We start from the raw sequence: 26,338 nt of genomic DNA on the forward strand, positions 1-26,338 counted from the left end.
ACCTGTGAGGTCTTTTCGTTTTATGAATAATCAAGATTAATAATCTTTCGGACGGTATCCAAAGTTGAAATCAATTCCTCACTAAACGCAAAAGTCATCACGTCACTTTCGGTTTTACCTTGGCGTAATAAATTATTGAAGTGTTCAATTTCGAAACTATATCCGATAGTTTTGTACCCAAAATCTATAGTTTTCTCAGTTCCCTCATTAGGAATTAAGGTTACAGTCGAAGGAGAAAACCAACCACCATTAATTTTGATAACACCACTCTCGCAATAAAAGATGGCCTCCGTTGGTGTGTCTTCCAAAAGAGTGCTTTTTAGATTGGCCTTTGCCCCATTTTCATATTCAAATTGCATGGTGCATGAGGAATCCGCGCCGTTTTCAAAAAAAGTGGCACTGGCTTCCATGGATTTAGGTGTTCCTAAAGTAGAGAGCGCCGCAAAAATAGGGTAGATGCCGATATCCAATAAACTCCCACCGCCTAAGGCTTTATTGAATAATCTTGAAGCATCGTCAAATGCCCTGTAAAAGCCAAAATCGGCTTCCAGCTTTAGTACTTTACCATATTTTTTTTCATTTAAAGCGTTTAGCACATATTGATAGTGCGGTAAAAAATAGGTCCACAGCGCTTCCATCAAAAGCGTGTTTTTTGCTTTGGATTTCGCAATCATTTCGGCTACTTCTTCCGAATTCATCGCAAAGGGCTTTTCGCATAATACGGCGATACCTTTGTCGAGACAAAGCAATGTGTTTTCTTTATGAAGGGCATGTGGTGTTGCGATATAAACTGCATCAATGTTTTTATCCTTGGCTAAAGCTTCGTAGCTGTCATAAGTTTTTTCAGCATTATATTTTGAAGCAAATTCGTTCGCCTTTTGTTGTGTTCTTGAAGCGACGGCATATAGGTTTGCACCCTCAACAGTTAATAAATCTGTTGCAAATTTATGGGCGATATTTCCAAGCCCGATGATGCCCCAGTTGATGGTTTTAAGTGGTTGCTTTTTGGTCATTTTTAGTTAATCCTTGAAGTAAACAGGCTATAAAAATAACAATAATACAGCCAACAAAGTTGAGCCATAAAAACGGAAGGTTGATGAATTCGTATTCATTTAGAAAATAAAGCGCAATAACGATAACTTGGGTGATTAAGGCTCCAATAAATACGGCATTGCCCTTAACAAATTTGAAAAAGAACGCCAACAAGAAAATCCCCAACACATTGCCATAAAAAATGGAGCCAATGATGTTAACCAGTTGAATTAAATTCTCAGCAAGATTGGCCACGCAGGCCACACCAATAGCAATAATGCCCCATAAAAATGTAAACCATCTGGAAGCACTAACCATTTCCGATTCTGTTTTTGGGCTGGTATTTCTTTTGTATAAATCCATTGCGGTGGTGGAGCCGAGGGCATTCAACTCACTCGCCGTACTGGACATGGCAGCACTCAAAATCACAGCCAACAATAGCCCAATCAGTCCACGAGGTAGATTATTCAAAATAAAATGGATAAACACATAATCTTTATCGTTGCTTTCTACTTTGATATCCAGCGCTTCTCCGGCCTTGTCGATTAAATCCCGTGCTTCTTGCCGGACATCTTCGTTTGAAGCATTCGCGGCAGCAATGTATTGCCCTGCATTTCGATGCGTACCATTTACATAGGCATCAATGATGATCTGTTTGTCCCTAAATATTTGATGTTGTTCTTCTTGTAGCTCCTTAAAATCTTCAGCGTATTCAGAGTTTAAAACCACCTCCGTTGCCGTTGGATTGAAATTTATAGGGGCTTCATTAAATTGATAGAACACAAATACCATCACACCCACCAATAGAATAAAGAATTGCATAGGCACTTTTAAAAGTCCGTTGAAAATCAGACCCAACTGCATTTCCTTTACTGATTTTCCCGATAGGTAACGCTGTACCTGACTTTGGTCCGTACCAAAATAAGATAACATCAAAAACGTACCTCCAATAATCCCGCTCCAAAAGGTGTAACGGTTGTTCAAATTGAAGGAGAAGTCCAGCACTTCCATTTTGCCACTGGCGCCTGCTATTTCCAAGGCTTTTGTAAAGGTGATATCCTTTGGTAATTGATCCACTATCAAAAAGAAAGCCACTAGCATACCTATAAAAATGACGATCATTTGATGTTTTTGGGTCACATTCACTGCCCTGGTGCCTCCAGAAACGGTATAGATGATGACCAATAGGCCAATAGCGATATTGAGGGTGAGCAAATTCCATCCCAGTACCACTGATAAAATAATAGCAGGTGCGAAAATGGTAATTCCCGCCGCCAATCCACGCTGGATTAAAAACAAGATGGCGGCAAGAGTTCGGGTTTTTAAATCAAAACGGTTTTCTAAGAATTCGTAAGCCGTATAAACCTTTAGGCGATGGTACAAAGGAATAAAGACCATACAAATCACAATCATCGCAATAGGCAGTCCAAAGTAAAATTGTACGAAGCCCATGCCGTCATTAAAGGCCTGCCCGGGTGTAGACAAAAAGGTTATGGCACTTGCCTGAGTGGCCATAACAGATAGCCCTATCGTCCACCACTTGGAGGTATTGCCACCTCGGAGATAATCCTTTACATTTTTGCTCCCGCGTGTTTGCCAGGTACCGTAGGCCACAATAGCAATAAGCGTAATTGCGAGTACCAACCAGTCAACCCAATTCAGCATTTGCATGTTCTAAAAGGCTTTAGTGATGATATAAAAGATGATAAAATAGAGGATGTTTGCCACCAAAACGATGGTGTACAGTTTATTCCATTGCTGTTTTGGAGCCTCTTCTTTCATGATTAATCGGTAAGTTTTAAGGATTCGCGAATGTCATCTTTTCCAAGTGATAGCATATTGGCGAACAGGCGATAAGCGCCTGAAACACCGGCAGGAAATTCCCTAAAAAAGCTTAAACCGGTGTATATATAGTAGCCTTTGCCGTGCTTGGCTACCAGCAAGCTTCCTTCCTTGGCAGACTCACCTTTATCGTTCATGGATAGTATAGGCGTGAACTCCTTGCCCCAACTGTTGGCAAAATATAACCCGCGTTCCTGTGTCCAGCCTTCAAAATCTTTTTGCGTGATTTTATTGGGAAAATTCAATAGGTCATGGCCTGGCTCTAAGAACCGGACTTCGGCATTCTCATCAGTCACACGGTCGTGGGATAGGGTAATATCATAAGGTGCAATCTTGTCAGTTTTTAGGCGGTATGATGTGCTGTACTGCACAATCATATTACCACCATTGGCCACAAAATCGAATAATTGCTGTTGTTTGAATTCAATATTGTCCAAGGTATTGAAAGCTCTAATGCCCACCACAACGGCATCAAAATTGCTCAATGTCTCAGGATTGATTTCGTCCAGTGTCAGAACACGAACATTATATCCTATTTGCTCTAAACTTTCTGGAACTACATCACCAGCACCTTGGATATAAGCGATATTTTCACCCCGTTTTTGAATACCCAAACGGACCACTTTGCTTTCACTTGGCAATAGTACCGTTTGAAACGGAATATGCTCATAGTTGATTTCTATCAATTCCTTGGTGTAATTCTTGTCTCCAATATGTACTATAGGGCCAATTAGGCCTTCGCTTTGATTGTTGGGAGGAATGACAGTAAATACCAAAGTTTGTTCTTCGCCCTTATGGGCAATTTCCACCTTTTGTTTTTTCGGATAAATTTGCCAATCGTTAGGGTGGCATACCTCTACGTTGCCTTCCAAATTGTCACGCCCGGCTTTTACAACCACAGTAATATCCTGCTGTTGCGAATCGTTAAATATGATGACCTTTTCTTTAATTTTAGCAGAAGCTTCCGGAATGATTTCAAACGGACGATAGAGTTCACCTTTATCAGGTTTGGAATACCGCTGGATAACGGGTTTGGTAATTTTTATGGGGGTGTTGTCAATTAACAAATTAAAATCTATGGTATAAGTACGTGGGGTTTCCGGCTTGCCGATAAGCATTTTGTCATCCACCTGATACATGCCCAATGTGCCTTTGTTTTCCAGCCAATATGGGGTGGTGGATTGAGCATCAGCTTTTACATTAAGCGCTTCTTTAAAGGTGAATCTAATATTGTTTTTTAATTCGATTTGCTTGGAAATATGCAAACCACTTGCATTCTCATAACTTACCAAAGTGATAGGCGCATCACTTCGATTCAATACCTCTATATTCAAGTTTACCGACTCTCCGGGTGTTGCCCAATTGGTCTCTGCGGATGCTACTATATAAAGGCCTGCGCACATTTCTATAATCGTTTTGAGTTCCTTTGTTTTTTGGGTTTTCCAATGTTGGTTTTCAACATTTTGAAGCAATTTATAGGCTTTTATCAAGTCCGGAATATGTACTGACGGATTTTTAAAGTTGAAATTTTCCTCAATCCCATTGAGAATATCCCCAATGGTTTTACCACCTTCAATACGGTTCCAGGAGGTATCGATGCCAGCAAAAACATCAGTCGCACCATTTAGAGGGCTACCCTTTAAAAATTCGATAAACTCGTCTTGAGACCCGTGTGAGAGCAGACGTCCAAACCCTTGGCATAAATGTTGGCTACTGGCCAAGGAAGCAATTTCGTTGTTGGACATCCCTTTTAAGGGATAATAGGTGCCAATATCTACGGAAATCATGTTGCTTTTATCAATTTTGTCAAAAGCTTCCTTACTGCCGTAGCGCCACCAACTGGTGTTGTAAAACAAACGTGAAGGTTGCCAAGTACTGGTTTGTTGTAACTGTTCGGGAAAGCTATTTTTGTCATTTGCTAAATCAAAGGCTTCCATACTCAACATTGCGGAGGCGGTGTGATGGCCGTGTGTTTGTCCTGCACGACGATGGTCAAATCTATTGATGATAATGTCCGGTTTAAACTGTCGGATGGCTAACACCACATCGCTCAACACTTGGTCTTTGTCCCAAATTTCCAGAGTTTCATTGGGGTGTTTGGAATAGCCAAAATCGTTGGCACGGGTGAACAACTGTTCGCCACCATCCACACGGCGGGCCGCCAATAATTCCTGGGTTCGGATGACCCCTAAAAGTTCACGAAGTTCTGGGCCAATAAGGTTTTGTCCACCATCTCCACGGGTTAAGGACAGATATGCTGTTCGCGCTTTAATGTGGTTGCTCATGTATGAAATCAATCGCGTGTTTTCATCATCGGGGTGAGCGGCCACATACAATACCGAACCCAAAAAGTTTAACTTTTGAATGGATTCATATATTTCTGCCGATGAAGGGGTTGTGGGTTTTTGCGCTTGAACAAAGGAAAGCCAAAAGAAAGCCATCCATAGGTAAAGTAGTTGTTTTTGCATAACTCGCGGTTAGTGATGCGCCAAATATAACCAAAGAAACCAGCGGGTGTGCTGGTTTTAAATTTTATTTAACGGTATGCGTTCTCTATGTCATTCCGACCAAAGGAGGAATCTTATCATCAAAAGTATGCAATGAGATTTCTCGGCGCTCGTCCCTCGCTCTGTCGAAATGACAAAAGGCTAAATCTGCCTCATATTTTTCAATTTATCTTTCTTGTCCTCAGGCTCCGGCGGGATAATCATGCGCTGGCGGTCATCAAAAAAGAGTTGCTGGATGGAGTCCATGCGCTTCATCATCTGCTTGATTTGTTTGTTGTGGTCCATAAACCCGCGTTGGAAAAAATTATCTGGGTAGAACCCACCGCCCGAGGTAGAATCCTTTCCAAAAAAATCATCAAAAAAGGCATCCCCGAAAAAAGAATGGCTGTTAAAATGTTTTTCGAATTGGAGTTTTAGGCTGTCGCTTAATTTCCCATTGGAGGAATAGCTGTAGGAATAAATGGAATCGTAGCGTTTTAGGTTGCCAAACTCGTCGTATTCCTTATTTAAACTAATGTTTTCATCAGGTTTGATGGTGTTGTCTTCGGCCCTTTGTGTTTTGTCTTGTCCTGAACAATTAAAAAATAACAGACAAAACAAGGCCATGAGTTGCACTGTTTTCATCGTGGTTTATTTTTGAATCATACTTTAAAACAGTACTGGATTTTCAAAAAATGTGCCAATTGGAGTTGTAGTTTTGAGGGCGGTTTTATGGTGTCAGATTGACAGGATGTGTTTTGTTTGGGGCTATATTTTGGGACACCACTCGTTACAAACGAGCGGTAGCGGGGGACTTAACCATCTAAAAGAGCCTTTGATTGAGCTGATATTTCTTCTTTACTGTCATTGGTAAATTCGCTTTTTTCAGCCGTTTCAAATTTAGTACGTAACCAATCAATTTGAACTTGTTGCTTTCTGGCTTGCTTAATGAAACCATGATTATATGTTCTTTTATTTGATGAATCGTTCATTATATACTTGGGATTTAAGTAATTAATTGTTAGGCACTGTTTTTATATTTTTTTAATACTGCTAGATTTGTAATCTGGTTAAAGATATTGTTTACCATTCCTACAATTTCTGCGTGCAAATTTTTGTAATCATTTTTTGTAAAACTTAAATAATTTCCATGAGCTATGGTGTTACGATTTTTAACAAGCTTTTCATCTATTAGATTTGACTTTAGTTCAAAATCATGAAATGAAATTCCAACGACAGAAAGAATATTTTGTAATACTTCTGAATTAAGATTGGATTTTGTATCAACTGCTTTTTCCAAATTCCAAAATGCTCTTTGGTTTAAATTATTTTGAAAAAAATCTACAAATTTTAGATTTTCTTCATGGTTGTAGTTGTTGTTAAATTCCAATAATTTAGACTTTAGAGACAATGTTAATAAGCAAGGCGCTAAATCTGAATAGTTTAATTTTAGCTGTTTTACATAAATTAAATAATAACTAGTTGCATTTTTAATAAATCCTTCCCAGTGAGAATAAAGCATAACTATTCCTGCTCGAATTTCTGAATTCAACCTTTTTTCGTCAGCTGTATCTATTCTTGATTTAAAAAGAGTAAGTTCTTTTTTTCTCCAAGATAAATCTTCAGACAGTTTATTATACAATTCTTCTGTTGTCCTGATTTTCATTTTATTACGAAAAGCTAAAAGTTTCTTCACCAATTGGCACTATTACAGGTACACGACTAGTTACATTTATTCCACTTCCAGTTTTAGCTTTGAAATCAGGATTAGACCAGTGTTCAATAAGCTTTGCAATAAATTCTTCTTGTGATTTTTGTTCTACAACATTAATATTCTTGCTTACTCCAATAGCTATCGATTCAAAGGCTGAAAGCAAAAACTTCCCTTCAAATCGAGTTTTAGCCTCATTATATCTTTTAAAAGTTAAATCACCACATGTGCCATTCAAGTAGTCAAAAGTTCTTTTAAAAATATCTTCTTCAGTAGTTTTGTTAAAAGTGTCAGAGTTAGCGTATTCTATCATTTTCTCACTAATAAACGCTCCTAAATCTTGAGTGGTTTTTATTTCTGTTACATCAATACTGCGAAGTATGATAAACCTTAAAGACAACTCCATGTTATATTGTTCTTCTAAAAGTCTTTCAGGAAGTGATAATGATTCTAAAAAACTTGGATAATTAGCTAGACCTCTTAGCCATTCATAAAAAGGTTTATTTATCATCACTAACAAACAGTTTCTCACTTCTTGGTCTGATAATTTAGAACCTAAGGTGTTTAACCTTTGAAAAAGTTCATATTTTACATTTTCATCGCTTTCTTTTTTTACAATTTTGATATCTAATTTTTCTCTTTTAAAAGTTAGTCTTTGTGCTTGGGTGAATGATATGTTGTCATCTGCATTTTCCCAATGTTTCCCTTCTAGAGATGGAAGATATTCTGTTTTTACTAAAGTACTTGGTGCAATTAGTTCATTATTTTCATCTCTTAAAATTCCCATAAATTCAAAAATTGTGGAAAGTCTTTGAAGTCCGTCAACAACATCCCAAACACCATCCTCTCTCTGGGAAACAAAAACAGATGGAATTGGAATTCCTAATAAAATACTTTCAATTAGTTTAGTTTTTTGTAATATATTCCATCTGAAGAATCTTTGAAATTCGGGATGGATATCCAATTCTCCTTCTTTATATAATGAAGATAATTCACCAATAGACATTGGATAACCATCTGTACTAATTTCATTTTTCTTTTAGCTAATTTCGTTGTCTAACATCTTTTTATTTTTTTGAGTCTTTCAAATAGTGTCTAAAACTTGTATAACTGTTATTTTATTCGGAAAAGTTGCTTTTATAGCGTTTATCTCTGCAATGTAGTCCTTTTCGGTAAATCATCCAAAATGGTTTTGGTTTGTTTTGTGTTGAAATTTAAAATTTTGATGGGATTTTGGGGAATTGTTTTTCTTTTTTCGGGATTATCAAAATCATGACGCATCTTCGTTAGGGATTGAACGGTTCGACTGCGCTCACCGCAGGCTAATTGTTTGAAATCCTTTTTTAAGGTTGTGAGGACTTAAGTTTGTGAAGAAAATAAATTAAACAGATTGCCACGGTCGTGCCTCCCTCGCAATGATGCTTAAAAAAGATTGAGTAGTGAAAGCCCGACCCGAGGACGGTGGTTTTATGCACCTTTCAAAAGTTGCATCGAGGGGAACGCCCTAATGAAACTTCTCGATACGATTTTGATTAAAAAAAATCAAAATCACTCGAAGTGACGTCGGCATTTTACCCGTGGCTACAACCACTTTTTCCGCTTGAAATAGTACATCATTCCGAGGAAAATCAGAATCATGACACCCCAAACGACGAAGTAGCCGTTGCGGTGCTTTAGTTCGGGGATGTACTCGAAATTCATGCCGTAGATGCCCGCGATAAAGGTGAGGGGGATAAAGATGGAGGCCATGATGGTGAGGACTTTCATGACTTCGTTCATTTTGTTGCTGATGGTGGTCATGTACATGTCCATTAAACTCCAAATCATTTCGCGGTAGATGTCGATGTTTTCGGAGACTTGTATGAGGTGGTCGGAAATGTCGCGGTAATACGTGAGGGTTTTTCTTTGGATGAGTTCGGTTTCGTTTTTTTCGATGCGGTTGAGTACTTCGCGCAGGGGGAATATGGCGCGGCGCACTCTTAGGATTTCGCGTTTTAGGGCTTGGATGTTTCGGCTGGCGTCTTCTTCGATGTGGCCGGAGAATATTTCGGTTTCAAAGTCCTCGATCTTGTCGCCCAAAATTTCGATGACGCCAAAATATTGGTCTACTATGGCATCGATCAGTGTGTAGAGTAGATAGTCGGACTGCATGTTGCGCACGCGCCCCTTGGCATTGCGGATGCGGTCCCTGACGGTATCAAACACATCGCCCTCGGCTTCCTGAAAGGAGAGGACGTAGTTTTCGCCAAGTACAAAACTGACTTGCTCGGAAACGATGGTTTTATTCTTGTCGTAATACACCATTTTTAGCACGACGAATAGGTAGTTGTCGTACTCATCAATTTTTGGACGCTGGGCTATGTTTACGATGTCTTCGAGCACTAGCGGATGGAGTTCGTAATGTTGCCCCAGGGCTTCAATATCCTTTACATAATTGAGCCCGTTGAGGTTGATCCAAGTGATGGAATCGGTGCTTTTGTAGCCGAAACTTTCCTGAACGGAATTCAGGTGTTTTTCGGTGCAATTAGCCTTGGTGTAATCAAAGGTTTCAATGAGGAGTTTTTCCTTGGAACGTTCGCCCGTGTACACGACGCTACCGGGGGCTTGGCCTAGCTTTTTCTTTGATCTGTGGATGCGTTTTCGAGGTACTTTTGAAAGCATAGCTTAAAGATAGCAATATTTAAACGATCTCTGAACCATCGTCGTGGCCGTTGCTTTCAATGGCATCTTTTTCCAGAAGCGTCACCGCTTTTTGAAGCATTAGGTTGTTGGGGTAGGTGACCAAATCCCCGTTTTCCAATCTTAAATGTAGTTGAAAGGCGCGAATATCTTCGATAATGGCGGTTATGGGAAAATCCTTGTCGTGGATTTCAATTTTATCGCCCACTTTATAGGGGAAGTTGAAAAACATGATTATCCCCGAAGTTACGTTGCTTAGTATGGACCATATAGCAAAAAGGGCAATGCCCAAAATGGCAAATACGGATGAAAATATTACGGCGATATCGCCAAGTTTGGCACCAAAAACAAAGGATTCAATTAGCAGAGCAATAAGAAAAAGACTAACGGTTACATAACGCGTTATCAACCTGATTCTAGCTTTATTGATGCCACTTTTTCGCCCCACTTTTCTGACTAAAAGATTAGTTATCAGTCCGACAATTAATAGAATCAGAATTACGAATCCAGTTGCGATCAATTCGCTTTCGTAGGTTTTAAGGAAGTTTGCAATCATAGCGGTATGGTTAATTACACTACAAAGATACGGGCAAAATTATTTTAGTTGTAGTGTATCCCTCAAAACTTCATCTTTATTGTGGTTCTTTTGCCAATAGGCGGATTTGATGGTTTTAAGTTTTGTGGCCTTTGTGGTGAGGGTTTTGGCATTGGGGCCAAAGCCGCTTTTGAACGTTTCTTCCCAGCTTATGATATCGTATGGAAACACAGGGTTGAAATTAATGGTTAGTGTTCGGTTCAATTCTGGATACGAAAGTTTGTAACTGCCTTTGTTTAGTGTTGCCGTCGCGGGATAGGCTTTAATTTGGGCATGTCTTAATCTTGTAAACTCAAATGACGGAATCACTTGAATATCACCTGTTGGAAGCGATTGCGGATTGATGCGCAGTTGGGTCCAAAGTTCGTTTTCCAAGATGGTTTTATCCAATTTAAAATGTTGATCCGCTTCGCCTTCAAAATAGGAGTGGGACATGATTTCGAATTGCTCCCTGTTGTTCAGTTGGGCATACACATGCCCGCACCATTCCTGCATAGAGCTTGAAATCTTAATCGCATGCTGATGGTTTCCTAATGGGAAAAAGGTGCTTTGCATGATAGAATAGGGGTAAACGCCGGTATTGAAATTTTTGGTGGCATTCAATTTTAAAACGGGAACATTTTTGGGGTTTTGATTGTCTGCCTTCACCTGAACTTCCGGTAGAAAATCTTCGGTCACATAAATTAAAACGGCATTGCCTTCGCGGATTTCACCATAACGCGCCTGTTCCAATTGGAATGAGGTAATTTCTGCTTCGCCAGCATACCAATAGTCCTTAAATTCTTGGGTTAGGGGTGTTTTTGGTTTATGTGTTTCGCTTGAACTGTTAACTGCTAATAACTCCTTTTGTTGGTTTTCAGTTTTACAGGAACATAGTATAAATACGCTAAGGATGATTAAAAGCGATAAGTTCGATTTGGCAATTTTTTTCATGATGCGCTCTTTTTTATAAAGTTACAAACTTAACCAAGTTCAACAATGTCATTTAACGTTTTATAAACAAGATGTACGGGAAGCCCCATCACGTTAAAATAAGAGCCCTCAATTTTAGTAACACCAATTTGCCCGATCCAATCCTGAATGCCATAAGCACCTGCTTTATCGAAGGGTTTAAAGGTGTTGACATAATAATGAATTTCGGCATCGGATAAGGCTTTAAAGGTTACTTTTGTGATGTCGTGTATGGTTTTTTCATAGTTTGTTGTTGTGAAGCACACCGAGGTAATCACTTCGTGGGTGGCATTGCTTAATGATTTTAAAATTGAAATGGCGTCCGCTTCATCGGCCGGTTTTCCTAATGCCGTATCGTTGTGCCATACGATAGTGTCGCTGGTGATTAGAATGTCTTTTGGTTGTAATTCATCTTTAAACGGTAGCGCCTTTAATTGCGCCAGATAATTGCTGATTTCAAAATGCGTCAATCGAGGCGGGTACTCTTCTTTTACGGGCTTTAACCGAATTTCAAAATTTAACCCTAAATCCTTGAAGAAGGCCTGTCTTCTTGGGGATTTGGAGGCCAAAATGATGTTGTGCTTTTTGAGTGTTTTGTTTAGCATTTTTAGTTTTCTCGAACTGATTTAGTCGACATTGCTTTCCACCGGAACTTCTTTTACGGGAAAATAGTTTTTGGTATTGCTCTCGATAGTGGCCTTAAGTTTTGATAGGTTGGTTTCCTCTTGCGCTTTGATAGAACTTCCCATCAGCGCCATCAGTGATTTTGAAAACATCCCATTGCCTTCAGTCATTGTAGTTGAGCTGATTTTTGTCTTTCCGTCCACAGATTCCATGTTCAGTTGGTAGTCCATGGTCATAAAATCGGATTCAAACAACATCGATATGGATTCGTTGGGGACAATTTCTGTTATGGTTTCTTTAATCACCATTTCGGTTCCATCGGCAATAAAATATACATTTGAAACCGCTCCAACCGTTCCTGGAGTACCGCTGACGTGTTCTACTTTTTGAAATCCTTCCAGCCACTCTGGCATTTTCTCTTCGTCTTGTGCTACTGCCCAAGATTCTGCCAATGGCTTGTTTGCCTGAATTTCACAGTCATAACTTATTTCAGATTTGATTAATCCCAAAAGAAAAAATCCAATAACCAAAACAGCTAAAATTCCTAAGATGTACTTTACATATTTCATAATTCTAAAGTTTATATGTTAGTTTGATTTTAAAGTGAATGAATTTAAGTTTCCAAATATTACTAAGCATTCCAATTTTGATAGGAACGAGCTCCAAAACGTTCTGTAATGTTGGTATTTGGGGTAATCGAAATTATCCCCTCAAAACGACATATTTGTATAAAAGTAATGAGAGTATCCCAAAAAACATAATCAATTTATACATGTTGCTCACCAATTTGATTTCATTTTTGGTCTTAATGTTGAATAGTTTAATGCCTGTATAAATTAATGGGCCGACAATACAGAACAGGAAGTACCCCGTCATCACAGGATATTTGTAGAGTTCCGAAACGATATAAATGATGATTCCAAAGCATGCGATAAAATTTAAAATTATCAAGATAGTTCTGCTTCGTTCCCTTCCGATGGCGATGGGCAAGGTGTGCATGCCTGCTTTGTAATCCCCATCAATATCCTCAATGTCTTTGGCGATTTCACGAAGTAGATTGATGCCAAAAGCGAATATTCCGTAGTCTAAAACTATTTTGAAATAGGTGAGTTGAAGGTCTCTGTTTAAAGCTGAAATATTTGGAGTGAGTTCGAAAAGCCCAACAATCAAAATGCTCAATGCCACCAAAACAGAAATGATGATGTTGCCAATAATCATTATACGTTTTAAGTAACTGGCATAAACATAGAGTAAGGCTGAAATCACCACGAAAATTGAAAAATAGGCACTTTTACCAATTCGATGGGACAGATAAAACCCTAAGCCAACACCGATTACGTTAAAGGCGATAAATAAATTATATGCTGTGGCTTCTGAAATGGATTTCCCAACGATTACTTTACTCGGTTTATTGACAGTATCTGTTTCTATATCATAAATGTCATTAATAACATTGCCCGCTCCCGCGATACAAAGTGTTGCAAGAATCAATAAAATGATTTCAAATCCATCCAAAGCTGTATTGGCCCCAAAAGGTTCCAGTAGTGCGTATTTAATGAGAAGTTGCGCAACCGCAATCATTAACAGGTTTTTCCAGCGGATGAGGTTGAAAAAGTTCAAAGTTTAAAGTTCAAAGTTATGTATTCGAAATCTTTTAAGTTATTTTGTTGAAAAGTTATTGGTGCTTTCCGCTAATCAGCCGTATTCTTAAAACATTAGGCGACTGCGACTGCGACTGCGACTGCGACTGCGACTGCGACTGCGACTGCGACTGCCTACTGAACACTGCCGACTGGGTTCAGTCATATTTTGCATCAAAATTACCGTTCCATTTACCCTGTACTTTTAATACCTGTTCAATCACGTCCCGAACGGCGCCTTTACCTCCTTTTTTATGGGACACGTATTTTGATATGCCCTTAATTTCCGGCACAGCATCCTGTGGGCAACAGGGCAGGCCAATCCCTTTCATTACGGGATAGTCAGGAATGTCATCGCCCATATAAAGTACGTTTTCCGATGAGATGCCTTTTTTTCCAAAATAGTCGTCCAGCTGCTCTATTTTGTTGTTAGCTCCCAAATAAATGTCAGTAATGCCAAGACCCGACAAACGTTTTCTAACGCCTTCATTGCTACCGCCTGAAATGATACACACGTTAAATCCTTGATCGACTGCGGTTTTTAGGGCGTAGCCATCTTTGATGTTCATGTTGCGCAACATTTCCCCAGTAGAGGTGACATGTACGGTACCGTCTGTTAAAACGCCGTCCACATCAAAAATAAATGTTGTGATATGGTTTAGGTATTCTTTATAACTTTTTTCTTTCATTTTTAATTAACTTTTTCGGTTGCTGAGCGGTGTCGAAGCATGGGTATCTTGAATGGATTGGGTGATTAAATTATATATGTCTTTGTGTTGTTCTTTTTTTAATAGTGCCAAGTGCTTTTTAATGGTTTTGAGGTTGCCACGCATGGCGGGGCCAGTTTGGGCCATGTATGGTGACATATCCTGAACCTTCCGTGCAGTTTCCATTATCAATGGTTTGAGCAAGTCGAATTCCGTAGCTTCAGATTCCGTGATTTCGTGTGCAATCCTGTACATTTGATTGGTAAAATTGTTAACGAATACGGCCGCCAAATGCAACACATGGCGTTGGTCACTATTCACTTTTTTTACTGGGCAACCGAGTGACAGTGCCAATGATTTCAACAAATGATAATCGGCTTTGTCAATCGTTTCAATACAAATCGGGACATCTTTAAAATCAATTTCAGCTGATTTGCTAAGGGATTGCATTGGGTAAAACACACCGCGCTTATGCTTCTTGTCCAAATTGTGAATGTTGACACTTCCGGCGGTGTGCACCACCAATCTATTTTCAAAAGGCAATTGTGATGAAATATCGGCAATCGCATCATCACTAACCGTTAGGATATAAACATCTGCTTCTTCTAAAGTGCTAATATCGTCCGTAATGGAAACCTTGTTTTTATAAGATGAAATGCTTTCGATGCTTCTGTTATACCATTGTTTTAAAGATACTTGTTTGGATTTATGTATAGCTTTGAATAAGTGTGTGCCAACATTGCCGGCGCCAAGAAGTGTTACTGAAATCATTCTGCTAAAATAACGAAGAATTACGATTTAAGATTTAAGATTTATGATTTTTTAATGAGCGAGTATCACTTTAAAATTCTAATTTTGAACTATGGTGAAACAGGATATAAAAACTAGGGCCGATGTGTTTTTGTTAGTGAAAACGTTTTATTCCAAAGTGAGGGAAGATGCGATTTTAGGGCCATTTTTCAACGAGACTATAAAGGATTGGGATGAACACTTGCAATTACTCACCACCTTTTGGGAATCCAGTTTATTTTTAAAAACAAGATACACGGGCGATCCATTGGAAGCGCATGTTAAGGTTGATAAGGCTTTTGGGCATAGTATTACCGAAATGCACTTTGGCATTTGGCTCAATTTATGGTTTGAAACCATTAACGAACTTTTTGAAGGGGATTATGCCGAAAATGCCAAACGTCGCGCCAGAAAAATGGCAACATTTATCCATTTGAAGATTTTTGAGGCGAGAGGGTAATTGTCATTCAGAGCATTCCGAATATATTCGGAGTCGAAGAATCTTTTTATTACAAAAGTGATTAATAGATTCTTCAGTTGTGCTTCCTTCAGAATGACAAGGGGGTATTTTTATTTTATGCCCTTCCTCATCCGATAATCATCCATCACAAAACCATTGCCAATATCAATGATGATATCCGCCTCTTTGACAAATCCCATGTTTTCATAAACTTTAATGGAATTCACATTGTTTTTATTAACGGTCAACTGGATTGAAGTGCAGTGTGTTTCTTGGGCTTTCCTTTCAATGAAATCCATCGCTTTTTTGCCGATGCCATGGCCTCTCAGGGATTTTAGCACATAAATCTTGCTCAAGAAAAGAGCTTCTTTATCTTTCTTTATGGAAATGTAACCGGCTTCTTCACTTTTGAATTTCAATATGAAATAAAGGAATCCATCTTGTATTTGTTGCTGAATTGCTTCGATGGATTGAAACCTTTTGAGCATATATTTTACTTGGTCGATTCCAATAATTGGGGTATAGTGTTGCCGCCAGATTTCATCTGCTAGACTTTCAATCGATTTGAATTGCCTTTCATCGTCAGCTTTTACAATCTCAATCATATCACATAGAAAAATATCATGAAGAAATGACAAATAGCGCCCGCCAACACAAAAAGGTGCCAAATCACATGGTTGTACGGAATCTTTTCAATAGCATAAAAAACGATACCGAGCGTGTAGGCCAAACCGCCGGCAAAAAGGAAAAGTATGCCACCACTTCCAATAATGTTCATCAATTCGGAAAAATCAAAAACAACCAACCAGCCCATCACAAGGTAGAGGAGCACAGAAAAGAATTCAAACCTCCCCGTAAAGAATACCTTTAAAATCACGCCAAAAAAAGCAATACCCCAAACCGCCCAGAATAATGTCCATCCGATACTTGCTTCCAAAGAAATGAGCGAGACAGGAGTATAGGTGCCAGCAATTAAAATATAAATACTAATATGGTCTAGGATTCTAAAATAGTGTTTACGTCGTTCCGTTTTGGCAGCATGATAAAAGGTGGAGGCGGTAAATAAAATGATGATTGAAAGCCCGTAAATGATAACGCTAGCAAGACTCCATGGTGTTTTTTGTGTTTCGTAAATGACAAGCAATACCAAAGCGGCAATACCAAACAAAGCTCCAAAACCATGGCTTAGGCTATTGAGTTTTTCTTCAAATGGCGTTTGGATGCGCATGGGTTACTCCTCTGTTTTACTGTACAGCCATTTATCGGTCAGGTCGTAAAAATCAATGTCCAAGGCTGACTTTTGTCGCTCCAAACGCCCACTTTGGAAATTCCGTTGCAGGATGTCTTCGATGAGGTAATCCTCTTTTTCGTTCCACGGGTCGTATTCCCGTTTTAGGGAAATATCGAACATCGTAGCCGTGGTATTGTACCAAAACGCGCGCCAACCGCTACGTAGTTCTTTTACCAAATCAAAAGCCGTTCTTCCGGTTTGGCGGTGTATCAGCTTGACTAAGATTTGCCCTTCCGTACGGGTGAATTTTTTCAGTTCAGCTGAAAACTCTTCTTCAATATATTTCTGTACCTGCTTTGTGTATTTCTTTTGGTGCCTTTTTTTGGTGATGGTTTCCAATCGTTTTGTTAGCGAGTCCAGCCGTTCGGCGGCCAGTTTCGCATACGGGTACACCTTAATAGTTTTTTTCCTGAGGATGAGGTATCGGATTCTGTCTTTTTTACTGTCAAATTTCAACCTATGGAGCAACATCACCTCGTCTAAGTCAATCGACTTGCGTGGCACCGAATCGCCTTCAATAATCAGGTATTTTATGTCGGTGGAATCCCTTTCAACATCATTCACCTGCGAAATGGCAAAAAAGGGCAAAATGATAAATATGTATTTAAAGTAGCGCATTGCAGATTCCTTTGGAGCAAAAACAGTTCCAAAATTAAGAATTTACATTCTGTTAAACATCCATTTTGCATTTATATTATTATTTTAGTGCAAATTTTTTACAGATGACGAAGAAGTCTATTTTCAACAAGAAATCACTCGAATTTTTAGAAAAATATTTAAACAACGCCGCTCCGACAGGATATGAATGGGAAGGCCAAAAACTGTGGATGGACTACCTGAAACCTTATGTGGACAAGTTTATTACGGACACGTACGGCACTGCCGTTGGGGTAATTAATCCGAAGGCAAAATATAAGGTGGTGATTGAAGGGCACTCCGATGAAATTTCTTGGTATGTCAACTATATTAGCGATAACGGGTTGATTTACGTAATTAGAAATGGCGGTAGCGATCACCAGATTGCACCAAGTAAAGTGGTAAATATCCATACGAAAAAAGGCATTGTAAAAGGTGTTTTTGGATGGCCGGCGATTCATACCCGAAATAAAGCAAAAGAAGAACCGCCAAAGCTGGATAATATCTTTATAGACTGCGGATGCGCCAATAAGGAGGAAGTTGAAAAATTAGGCGTCCACGTGGGGTGTGTGATTACCTACCCGGATGAATTCCATATTTTGAATGAGGACAAGTTTGTGTGTCGCGCGTTGGACAACCGTATGGGCGGATTTATGATAGCTGAGGTAGCACGTCTGTTGAAAGAAAATAAGAAGGAATTACCTTTTGGCTTATATGTTACTAATGCAGTTCAAGAGGAAATAGGATTACGGGGTGCGCAAATGATTACCGAAACCATTCAACCAAATGTGGCCATTGTTACGGATGTTACCCATGATACCACCACACCTATGATTGAAAAGAAAAAGGAAGGCCACATGGAAATAGGGAAGGGACCAGTGGTGGCCTATGCACCTGCTGTACAGCAAAAATTACGGGATTTAATCATTGATACCGCTGAAGAAAAGGATATTCCGTTTCAGCGTTCCGCATTGTCCAGGGCCACTGGAACCGATACGGATGCTTTTGCATACAGTAACGGGGGAGTGGCTTCCGCACTGATATCATTGCCGTTGCGCTATATGCATACCACCGTGGAAATGGTGCATAAGGACGATGTTGAAAACGTGATCCGATTGATTTACGAATCGCTTTTAAAGATAAAAGACGGAGCGACTTTTAGCTATTTTGAATAGCTGAGTTTCCACCCTAAATTAAGAAACAATTATCTTGTTTTATTATTAGGATGTTTTATATTTGCACCGCTTTAATGGTCGCGTAGCTCAGCTGGATAGAGCATCTGCCTTCTAAGCAGACGGTCACAGGTTCGAATCCTGTCGCGATCACAATGCAAATCCTAATGCGTTTTAAAACAATGTGTTAGGGTTTTTTGTTTTAATTTGTGACCAATTTGTGACCATCATTTATCTATATCCTAAGATAATGATTATTTGTCAAAAGCAAAAGAAACTTACAGGCATTAAACTTTTCAAGTAATCTCTAGTCTATAAAAGCCACTTTTGAATTTGCCTTACAATTAAAAGAAAAAGAAGTTAGCCCATGTACCTATAGAGACTATGCTTATAAGGCCAATTTCTTTTAAAATGGGTAGCTGAATCACATGATGCTTTAGAACTATTGACCAATATTGCAGATACTACTATTTATAATCTTGATTGTTGGAGCAGGAATATAGAGAACCCAAATGAACTTTATCCGGATTAATTAAGATTATCAAATAGGCCGTCCAAAAGTAGTCTCTTTAGACAGCCTATTTAAAGTACACGAATTGTTTTAAGATGCTACCTTTTCTTTGGTTTTCATTTCAACTATTTTTTCAATCATTGACGGTACTTTTTCAAAAGCGGCCGCCAGTCCGTGTGATTTTCCAGCTTCTATAAAAGATATTTGATCTTCTTTGGTAACTAAAAAGCCTATAGGCTCTATGCCTACGCCAGCTCCGGCTCCTGCGCCTTGACCCTTAGTGCCTTTAGTTTTGATTTCCGAACCTTCACCGCCTCCGGAACCAAAACCCATGCCTACTTTAATTACCGGGACGCACTTAAATTGTCCAAGTTCAAACTGTTCGCCAACAACCGTATCTGTTTTGGCTTCTGCCTTTATAAAGTCAGTAATCTGACCTAATAATTCTTCAAAATGTAAATCCATGATATAGTAATTTAAAAGTTAATAAATGATTTAATAATATGCATTGGCCTGTTTTTAACCACCAACACCAATTGGTTTCGTCCTTGGAAATTAATATGCCAGTATCCTCGTTTATAATTCAAAAGCGCAAACAAAGGATATAATTTGGCATTTAAAACACAGTTATCCGTATCAATATCTAAAAGAAAATACGTGACTCTAAATGTTTTTATTATTCGTAAAACCTTTCTAAAAGGAAACTTCTTTTTGGGCTTAAAATCATCGCGTTTCTTTTTGTAAGTGGTCTTTTTTGCTTTTAAAGGATTGAAATAGAAATTGAACATTAATATCTTTAATCGTATTCTAAATAGTTCCTCTTTGTTTGGCTCTAAATATGCCTGGGCAAGCCCTTTAAATTTAACATAATACTGATTGGTATTCGTATTGATACAAATGGTTATTGGAGCAAATAACAGTGCCAATACAAGGACAAAAAATAGTACCAACCCAACAAAAAACGCCATGATTTAATTTTGTTTTAAAGTAGTCAACATTAAGCATTGCAACAATGATATACATCACTATGAACGCTATTTTTCTCCTATGTTTTTAATTATAAATATCCTCAAGTATTAATTTTTGATGAAGCGAATCAACCACAGTTAAATCGTATCTGACCTTGATTTTTGTGCCTATTGGAGCGTAATAATAAATAACCCATACGTCACTTTCTTTAGTACCTATACAGCCATTGGAATAGGCCTTGTTTAAGGTAATGGGGTTAGTTGTAGGATGAATTAATTGCCCATTTCTAACACCGTTTATCTCTGTTTCTATAAATGGAATTTGCGGTAGTTTCGTCACTTTTCCATCATCCCGTTTCGTCAAAAAATATTTATGCCCATTTACAGGATTGTAATAATCAGGATTGCGAACATGTTTTACAATATGTCCTGTACCAGTTCTAGTTTTTAAATCAACAACGCCGTCGGCCATTTTAAGATATTTACGCTCATTGCGCCCTACCCGAATTGGAAATTCGTGGAGCTTCAAAGTGTCTTCATATATGCGAAGTTTAAACTCTGGAATGTTGATATCTATATGTGTCTTTTGAAAAGACTGAAGTAGTTTTTGAGCCAATATTGAATCGGGCAAAATAAGTTGTGCGCCTGTTGGCAATACAATCATTTCTTTTTGATTATAGACAAAAGAATCCCGTTGCATCATCAAATAATAATCTGTGTTTTTAAGTGTATCGATAATCCACGAATTGGCTCTTACCAGGAGGTGTTCGCTTAATTTGTAAGGTACTAAGGTGTCGTGTTTTTTTACAATCGAATCTATAAATTGAAAATAGTTTTCAATTGTAATTGGGGTTTTGATTATAATGTTTTGTTGATTTTGAGTTGAGGGAATTGCCTTGGTATATAATGAAGTATTAAGGTAATCGTCATCTTTAGGACAGCAAAAATCAATGGCAACCAGTAAAATGATTGTCAAAAAGATTGAGGGAAATACTTTAGACTTCATATTACCGATTGCCATTTTATACTTTTATTTTTTGATTCTTCCTGAGGCGCAACTCACAAAAGATTTGGCTTTTTTTGCCAAAGTATTTTTTGCTCCAAAAGGAGGGTAGCCCATTTTGGAAAGTGCTTTTTTTACTATATCGATATCATTTTTAGTTTTATGCTCAAAGGTTACTGTGGCATACTGAAGTTTGATGGTTATTTTGTAAATATTTTTGAGTTCAGCAAGCTTATCTATTATAGAAAATTCGCAACCAGCACACTTTAAATTTTGTATGTACAACGTGGTTTTCATCTTAATTCATTTTTGATAATTAAAGTTAGTACTGAAGGCATTGAGGAGAAATGATCTACCTCAGTTTTGAGAAATTAATATAGCAGGTATATTATGACAGGAAATTGCCTCAATGGTAGCATCATAGCCTATCTTAAAAATTTCATCGATACGTTTTTTGTCAAAAGTTCCAAACTTGCACAAGTCTGTTGGAGCTATGGCTAAATCACAATCCCTTAATTTTTTTTCATCTTCTTTCATCGATTTTAACTTAAAGGCCCGCTCTACAACATTATACGAATGTTTTAAGTGTTTGATACTTACAGGAGCCACAGTATTAACATTAATGCCTATAATGTTATCGCATTTGTATTTTAGCAGATCTACGGGGAAGTTATTAAGCGCTCCACCGTCAATGTAATACGAACCATTGAATGCTACGGGAGCAAATATCCCCGGAAATGCTGAGGAAGCTAAAATGGGAGTAATCAACGGCCCTTTATCGAAGACTTCTAAGTTTCCATTTAAAATATTGGTTGCTGTCACTCTGAACTCCTTTTTAAGAAAAGAAAAATCATCTTTTTTAATGTAGTTTTTAAAATATGGATAAAACTTTTCGGTATCAATAAAACCAGGTTTGTTAAGTGCATATTTTTTAATATCCCATATTTGAACGCTTTTAAAAAAGTTCAAAATATCCCTCCAACCATAACCATAAGCATAAAGGGCGCCAACAATGCCTCCTACACTGGTTCCGGCTATATGCGTAGGGTAAAGGTTGTATTCTTCTAATGCTTTAATAGCTCCAATGTGCGCAACTCCACGCATACCACCTCCGGATAAAACCAATCCTAAATTCATCTGTTTGTAAATAACACTGAAAATAACTGTAAGTCACGGATTTTGCAATGATATATATCAAGTGGCAAAGTGATTTTAATCATTTCATACCTATAGGCAATGGTATAACTTTAAAAATCAGACTACTGCTTTATGATAGGATTGCTTAAAATAAAGTCATTCTTTATAGAAATTGGTGAACTCACCTATTTTGCTCGTCGATTTTTTAAGGAACTGTTTACTAAACCTTTTGAGTTTAAAGAGCTTTTAAGGCAATGCTATAATATAGGGAATAAGTCGCTTTTACTGGTTGGGGTCACAGGGTTCATTATAGGGCTCGTCATCACTCTACAGACCAGACCAACACTAGAAGAATTTGGAGCAGAGTCTTGGATGCCATCCATGGTTAGCATATCTATTATTAGAGAAATTGGGCCAGTGATTATTGCACTAACCTTTGCAGGGCGTATTGCTTCTGGTATAGGCGCAGAGTTGGGCTCTATGCGTGTTACAGAACAAATTGATGCTATGGAAGTTTCGGGTACAAATCCATTTAAGTATTTGGTTGTTACACGCGTTTTAGCCTCAACATTGATGCTCCCCATACTAGTTATTCTGGGAGATACCATTGCACTTTACGGCTCTTATTTAATCGAAAATACCAAAGGTGATGTCTCCTTTCTGTTATATTTCAATAAAGTATTTAATTCCTTGGAATTTGGAGATGTCATTCCAGCTACGATTAAAACGTATTTCTTTGGATTTGCCATTGGGCTTGTGGGGTGTTTTAAAGGCTATTTCTGCCAAAAAGGGACCGTTGGTGTGGGTTTAGCCGCAAATTCTGCTGTGGTTTTTTCTTCGATGTTGCTTTTTGTTATTGACTTTATTGCTGTTTTTGTAACCGATATATTTTTTGAAATTTAAAAGATGAATCAAACAAAACACATACAGAACAAGTTTAAAAATCCAACATCAAAAAGATTGATGCTAGACATAAAAGATTTGCGCAAAAGTTTTGGTAACAACCATGTTTTGAACGGTTTTAATTTGGAACTTTTTGAAGGCGAAAATCTTGTAATTATGGGTAAATCAGGCTCTGGAAAATCGGTGATGATAAAGTGCTTGGTGGGTTTGATGGAACCCGACTCTGGAAGTATTACCATTATGGGCCAAAACCTTTCAGACCTTAACCGTATTGAGCTAGATGAATTACGTACAGAAATTGGTTTCCTTTTTCAGGGAAGTGCTTTATATGATTCCATGACTGTAAGGGAAAATTTAGAATTTCCACTAAGAAGGCACAAACATAAATTTGGCAATATAAATGACACAACACGGCTAGTGGAAGAAGCCCTTGAGAGCGTTGGATTGGTTAGCGCCATCGATTTAATGCCTGCCGAACTTTCTGGTGGTATGAAACGTCGGGTGGCCTTAGCAAGAACATTGATACTGAAACCAAAAATTATTCTATATGATGAGCCCACAAGCGGGCTGGATCCGATAACATCAAAAGAAATTATTGAACTTATGCGCAACATACAAAAGCAATATAAAACCTCATCACTTATCATCACCCATGATGTTGATTGCGCCCGTGTAATATCTGAGCGCATGATTTTATTAATTGATGGTACTAATTATGCTGAAGGCACATTTGAAGAGTTAAGAGCGTCAAAAGATGAAAAGGTAATGGCGTTTTTTAAATAATTAAAATTTTGTAATCATGAAAAAAACCGGCAACCAAACTTTAAAATTAGGCGTCTTTGTTATTATTGGGCTACTTCTATTTATTGCAGCTATTTACCTCATTGGTGAACGTAAAAATATGTTTGCAAAAACATTTACTATAAGCGCAAACTTCAACAACGTTAATGGACTGTTACAGGGCAATAACGTAAGGTATTCTGGGATTAATGTAGGAACGGTAAAAACCATATCCATGATAAACGACTCCACCATAAATGTTTCTATGGCTATTGATGAAAAAATGGCAAAACACATTAAAAAAAATGCCATTGCAACTATTGGAACTGATGGTTTGGTTGGAAATATGATTGTAAATATTACACCGGGAAACGGCAATACACCAACTATTTCCCAGGGCGACATTATTAAATCTTATTCAAAAATTGGAACGGACGACATGCTAAATACCTTAAACGTTACCAACGAAAATGCAGCTTTACTAACCGCCAAACTGTTGGACATTGTGAATAACATAACTGATGGAGAGGGCACATTGGGCATGCTGATAAATGATTCTGTTACAGCTAAAAACTTCGAACAAACTATTTATAATTTGAAGCTAACAAGCCATGAGGCACACAAAACCATAAGAGGTCTTAATGACATCATTAAATCTGTTGATTTAAATGAAAGTGTTGCCGGTGTACTGCTAAATGATTCCATTGAAGCCCAAAAAGTAAAACGTATCATTTACAATCTTGATGAAAGTAGTAACAAGATAAAAACGGTCATTTCAAACTTAAATGAAACGTTACTGAACATAAAAGACGGAAATGGTGCTTTAAACTATTTGTCAAACGATAAAGAATTTGTGAAAACCCTTGAAGAAACCATAAAAAGCATAAATGAAGGTGCCGAAAAATTCGACCAAAATATGGAGGCCTTTAAACATAATTTTTTAACACGACGTTATTTTAAAAAATTGGAGAAACAGAAAAAAAGTGAGGTGCCAGAAACTAAAAAACAACAATGATAATTTTGTTCATAATGATTAATATCATTTCACAATCAATTTATTACGTCTAGATTAACGCTATAATTAATTGTAAAAAATAAATATTATGTCTGTACTAAAAGTTGTAGAAATTTTGGGAAATTCTCCCGTTAGTTTTGAAGACGCCATTAAAAACGTTATCGATGAGGCTTCAAAAACTATAAAGGATATTAAATCTGTGTATGTTCAGGATATGCAGGTCACCGTAAACAACAATGCAATTTCGGAGTATCGTGTAACCGCTAAAGTATGCTTTGGTATCGTTAGCGTTTAATTATTCTGAATCTTAGAATTCGAGCTATTGTTATTTGAATACGATTGTCTAAACAGAACATATTAAGGCTGTTTAATAACTTCTTTTAAACAGCCTTAATTATTTTAGGGTTCATTATCCAGAACTTAACATTTCGTTATCTATGTTGTATGGAGCATTCGCGTTTTGAAGTTTTGTGCTGTTTTTATTGTAGGCCAATAGAGGTATTTTTAACGACATTTCCATATCCTTCACCAAATCTTTGTGAAAAATATTAGAAAAACTCCACTCGTGCTTTCTTTCTAACATGGCCAGCAAACTGGCTTTTTCGTTGTTCAAAACACTTAATAATCCAGATTTAATGTTCTCAGAAGCAATATTTCTAAACGTTATTTCTGGATACGAAACCTGTTTTAAAAGTGTGTTTTGGAAGCGCTCCATACGTTCTAAAGTCGCATATTTGTCCGATTCATAAACATGAACAATTTCTATAAGCGCCTCAAACGGGCGAGCAATTTCTATAAGTTTTTGAATGGATTCAATATCTTCTTGCTCAAAATCAGTGGCGTACACTATTGTAGAAATAGTATCATAAATCAAGCTATTTGGCACAATTAGCAATGGCGTTTCAACCGTATCCAATAAGGTATCAGCAATGTTGCCAGAAAAGTAGCCTCTTTTACTATGCCTATCTTTCATGCCGATGATAATTAAATCTGGAGTTAATACTTTAGAAAGGCGCAAAATACTTTCAGAAACAGAATCGTTTTCAACTACATGAGTGGTAATGGGCTTTTGGCGGAATTCATTATTAAGATGTGTTCTGCAATACTTGTCAACAAGTTCTATTCGTTCTTTATGCATTTTCTTTTTAAGCAGGTTTAATGGCTGTATGGTGGAAAACGCTATAGGAGGAAAACTATATACATGCAAAACATGTAAATCTGCTTTTAAAATACTGCTAAATCGATAAGCATACTTCAAAGAGGGAGCATCATTATTAGTGCAATCTGTGGCGTATAATATGGTTTTCATAATGGCTAATTTTTAACTTAATAAAATTAGTCCACAAGCTCCTTTTTTGAAATGATATTTATCAGGATATCACTTTTAAGTGAATGATTAATTATTC

30 protein-coding genes and 1 tRNA gene are annotated in these 26,338 nt (G+C 37.8%); 7 read left to right on the forward strand and 24 right to left on the reverse strand.

The window, feature by feature from the left end; genetic code table 11:
- Positions 1–20 precede the first annotated feature (20 nt).
- The 15 genes from ACFSR8_RS00235 to ACFSR8_RS00305 all read right to left on the reverse strand — a co-directional run bounded on the left by ACFSR8_RS00235 (position 21) and on the right by ACFSR8_RS00305 (position 15,038).
- Positions 21–1,013, reverse strand: a complete 993-nt coding sequence (locus tag ACFSR8_RS00235) for a Gfo/Idh/MocA family protein (RefSeq protein WP_380287841.1) — start codon at positions 1,011–1,013, stop codon at positions 21–23.
- Complete coding sequence (locus ACFSR8_RS00240) at positions 991–2,703, reverse strand: sodium:solute symporter (protein WP_380287843.1); 1,713 nt, start codon at positions 2,701–2,703, stop codon at positions 991–993. Before ACFSR8_RS00240 ends, ACFSR8_RS00235 begins: the two co-directional genes overlap by 23 nt.
- A gap of 113 nt (positions 2,704–2,816) precedes the next feature.
- Positions 2,817–5,342: a PIG-L family deacetylase gene (locus ACFSR8_RS00245; protein WP_380287845.1), complete on the reverse strand. Its 2,526-nt coding sequence runs from the start codon at positions 5,340–5,342 to the stop codon at positions 2,817–2,819.
- 180 nt (positions 5,343–5,522) lie between these two features.
- Positions 5,523–6,005, reverse strand: coding sequence for a hypothetical protein (locus tag ACFSR8_RS00250; RefSeq protein WP_380287847.1), 483 nt, complete (start codon positions 6,003–6,005; stop codon positions 5,523–5,525).
- Between the two features lie 170 nt (positions 6,006–6,175).
- A complete protein-coding gene (locus ACFSR8_RS00255; protein ID WP_380287849.1) occupies positions 6,176–6,352 on the reverse strand; it encodes a CopG family transcriptional regulator in 177 nt (58 codons plus the stop codon).
- A gap of 29 nt (positions 6,353–6,381) precedes the next feature.
- Positions 6,382–7,056, reverse strand: coding sequence for an MAE_28990/MAE_18760 family HEPN-like nuclease (locus ACFSR8_RS00260; RefSeq protein WP_380287851.1), 675 nt, complete (start codon positions 7,054–7,056; stop codon positions 6,382–6,384).
- Positions 7,031–8,077 (reverse strand): DUF262 domain-containing protein, encoded by a 1,047-nt coding sequence (locus ACFSR8_RS00265; protein WP_380287853.1) that lies wholly within the window; start codon positions 8,075–8,077, stop codon positions 7,031–7,033. Before ACFSR8_RS00265 ends, ACFSR8_RS00260 begins: the two co-directional genes overlap by 26 nt.
- Positions 8,078–8,652: 575 nt before the next feature.
- Entirely contained in the window at positions 8,653–9,732 is a 1,080-nt protein-coding gene (gene corA / locus ACFSR8_RS00270; RefSeq protein WP_380287855.1) for a magnesium/cobalt transporter CorA, read from the reverse strand.
- 19 nt (positions 9,733–9,751) lie between these two features.
- Positions 9,752–10,306, reverse strand: coding sequence for a mechanosensitive ion channel domain-containing protein (locus tag ACFSR8_RS00275; protein ID WP_380287857.1), 555 nt, complete (start codon positions 10,304–10,306; stop codon positions 9,752–9,754).
- 39 nt (positions 10,307–10,345) lie between these two features.
- Positions 10,346–11,278 (reverse strand): septum formation inhibitor Maf, encoded by a 933-nt coding sequence (locus tag ACFSR8_RS00280; protein WP_380287859.1) that lies wholly within the window; start codon positions 11,276–11,278, stop codon positions 10,346–10,348.
- Between the two features lie 29 nt (positions 11,279–11,307).
- Complete coding sequence (locus tag ACFSR8_RS00285; protein ID WP_380287861.1) at positions 11,308–11,901, reverse strand: Maf-like protein; 594 nt, start codon at positions 11,899–11,901, stop codon at positions 11,308–11,310.
- A gap of 21 nt (positions 11,902–11,922) precedes the next feature.
- A complete protein-coding gene (locus ACFSR8_RS00290; protein WP_380287863.1) occupies positions 11,923–12,489 on the reverse strand; it encodes an SRPBCC family protein in 567 nt (188 codons plus the stop codon).
- A 133-nt stretch (positions 12,490–12,622) separates the two neighbouring features.
- The gene (locus tag ACFSR8_RS00295; RefSeq protein ID WP_380287865.1) at positions 12,623–13,540 is read right to left on the reverse strand and encodes a geranylgeranylglycerol-phosphate geranylgeranyltransferase; all 918 of its coding nucleotides are present in this window, start codon (positions 13,538–13,540) and stop codon (positions 12,623–12,625) included.
- A gap of 178 nt (positions 13,541–13,718) precedes the next feature.
- Positions 13,719–14,249: a KdsC family phosphatase gene (locus ACFSR8_RS00300; RefSeq protein WP_380287867.1), complete on the reverse strand. Its 531-nt coding sequence runs from the start codon at positions 14,247–14,249 to the stop codon at positions 13,719–13,721.
- 6 nt (positions 14,250–14,255) lie between these two features.
- Positions 14,256–15,038, reverse strand: a complete 783-nt coding sequence (locus ACFSR8_RS00305) for a Rossmann-like and DUF2520 domain-containing protein (protein ID WP_380287869.1) — start codon at positions 15,036–15,038, stop codon at positions 14,256–14,258.
- A gap of 91 nt (positions 15,039–15,129) precedes the next feature.
- Here ACFSR8_RS00305 and ACFSR8_RS00310 point away from each other — a divergent pair, with 91 nt between their 5' ends.
- Positions 15,130–15,516 carry a group III truncated hemoglobin gene (locus tag ACFSR8_RS00310; RefSeq protein ID WP_380287871.1) on the forward strand — a complete coding sequence of 129 codons (387 nt, stop codon included), beginning with the start codon at positions 15,130–15,132 and terminating at the stop codon, positions 15,514–15,516.
- 110 nt (positions 15,517–15,626) lie between these two features.
- Here the strand turns inward: ACFSR8_RS00310 and ACFSR8_RS00315 are convergent, their stop codons facing one another.
- The 3 genes from ACFSR8_RS00315 to ACFSR8_RS00325 are packed head-to-tail and all read right to left on the reverse strand — an operon-like array spanning position 15,627 to position 17,425.
- On the reverse strand, positions 15,627–16,121 hold the full coding sequence (locus tag ACFSR8_RS00315) for a GNAT family N-acetyltransferase (protein WP_380287873.1): 495 nt from the start codon (positions 16,119–16,121) through the stop codon (positions 15,627–15,629).
- Positions 16,118–16,744: a PAQR family membrane homeostasis protein TrhA gene (trhA, locus tag ACFSR8_RS00320; RefSeq protein ID WP_380287875.1), complete on the reverse strand. Its 627-nt coding sequence runs from the start codon at positions 16,742–16,744 to the stop codon at positions 16,118–16,120. The genes ACFSR8_RS00315 and trhA overlap by 4 nt, the downstream gene beginning before the upstream one ends.
- 3 nt (positions 16,745–16,747) lie before the next feature.
- On the reverse strand, positions 16,748–17,425 hold the full coding sequence (locus ACFSR8_RS00325; RefSeq protein ID WP_380287877.1) for a DUF4294 domain-containing protein: 678 nt from the start codon (positions 17,423–17,425) through the stop codon (positions 16,748–16,750).
- 104 nt (positions 17,426–17,529) lie between these two features.
- Here ACFSR8_RS00325 and ACFSR8_RS00330 point away from each other — a divergent pair, with 104 nt between their 5' ends.
- Positions 17,530–18,618 (forward strand): M42 family metallopeptidase, encoded by a 1,089-nt coding sequence (locus tag ACFSR8_RS00330; protein ID WP_380287879.1) that lies wholly within the window; start codon positions 17,530–17,532, stop codon positions 18,616–18,618.
- A 76-nt stretch (positions 18,619–18,694) separates the two neighbouring features.
- Positions 18,695–18,768 (forward strand) — tRNA-Arg (locus ACFSR8_RS00335).
- A gap of 448 nt (positions 18,769–19,216) precedes the next feature.
- Here the strand turns inward: ACFSR8_RS00335 and ACFSR8_RS00340 are convergent.
- The 5 genes from ACFSR8_RS00340 to ACFSR8_RS00360 all read right to left on the reverse strand — a co-directional run bounded on the left by ACFSR8_RS00340 (position 19,217) and on the right by ACFSR8_RS00360 (position 22,234).
- A complete protein-coding gene (locus ACFSR8_RS00340; RefSeq protein WP_380287881.1) occupies positions 19,217–19,591 on the reverse strand; it encodes a GerW family sporulation protein in 375 nt (124 codons plus the stop codon).
- 11 nt (positions 19,592–19,602) lie between these two features.
- Positions 19,603–20,094 carry a hypothetical protein gene (locus ACFSR8_RS00345; RefSeq protein ID WP_380287883.1) on the reverse strand — a complete coding sequence of 164 codons (492 nt, stop codon included), beginning with the start codon at positions 20,092–20,094 and terminating at the stop codon, positions 19,603–19,605.
- Between the two features lie 85 nt (positions 20,095–20,179).
- Positions 20,180–21,115 (reverse strand): L,D-transpeptidase, encoded by a 936-nt coding sequence (locus tag ACFSR8_RS00350; RefSeq protein ID WP_380287885.1) that lies wholly within the window; start codon positions 21,113–21,115, stop codon positions 20,180–20,182.
- Between the two features lie 9 nt (positions 21,116–21,124).
- The gene (locus tag ACFSR8_RS00355; RefSeq protein WP_380287887.1) at positions 21,125–21,394 is read right to left on the reverse strand and encodes a heavy-metal-associated domain-containing protein; all 270 of its coding nucleotides are present in this window, start codon (positions 21,392–21,394) and stop codon (positions 21,125–21,127) included.
- A gap of 60 nt (positions 21,395–21,454) precedes the next feature.
- Positions 21,455–22,234, reverse strand: coding sequence for a patatin-like phospholipase family protein (locus tag ACFSR8_RS00360; protein WP_380287889.1), 780 nt, complete (start codon positions 22,232–22,234; stop codon positions 21,455–21,457).
- A 132-nt stretch (positions 22,235–22,366) separates the two neighbouring features.
- Between ACFSR8_RS00360 and ACFSR8_RS00365 the strand changes: the two genes are divergently transcribed.
- From ACFSR8_RS00365 to ACFSR8_RS00380, 4 genes are all read left to right on the forward strand, one after another.
- Positions 22,367–23,137, forward strand: coding sequence for an MlaE family ABC transporter permease (locus tag ACFSR8_RS00365; protein ID WP_380287891.1), 771 nt, complete (start codon positions 22,367–22,369; stop codon positions 23,135–23,137).
- A 60-nt stretch (positions 23,138–23,197) separates the two neighbouring features.
- Positions 23,198–23,920, forward strand: a complete 723-nt coding sequence (locus ACFSR8_RS00370; protein WP_380287972.1) for an ABC transporter ATP-binding protein — start codon at positions 23,198–23,200, stop codon at positions 23,918–23,920.
- Between the two features lie 16 nt (positions 23,921–23,936).
- Positions 23,937–24,932: an MlaD family protein gene (locus ACFSR8_RS00375; RefSeq protein ID WP_380287893.1), complete on the forward strand. Its 996-nt coding sequence runs from the start codon at positions 23,937–23,939 to the stop codon at positions 24,930–24,932.
- A gap of 88 nt (positions 24,933–25,020) precedes the next feature.
- The gene (locus ACFSR8_RS00380) at positions 25,021–25,227 is read left to right on the forward strand and encodes a dodecin family protein (RefSeq protein ID WP_380287895.1); all 207 of its coding nucleotides are present in this window, start codon (positions 25,021–25,023) and stop codon (positions 25,225–25,227) included.
- A 114-nt stretch (positions 25,228–25,341) separates the two neighbouring features.
- On the opposite strand, the gene ACFSR8_RS00385 is transcribed toward ACFSR8_RS00380, so the two are convergent.
- On the reverse strand, positions 25,342–26,241 hold the full coding sequence (locus ACFSR8_RS00385) for a universal stress protein (RefSeq protein WP_380287897.1): 900 nt from the start codon (positions 26,239–26,241) through the stop codon (positions 25,342–25,344).
- Positions 26,242–26,338: the final 97 nt, after the last annotated feature.

It is taken from the genome of Hyunsoonleella rubra, from assembly GCF_042684665.1.
Taxonomy (GTDB): Bacteria; Bacteroidota; Bacteroidia; order Flavobacteriales; family Flavobacteriaceae; genus Jejuia; species Jejuia rubra.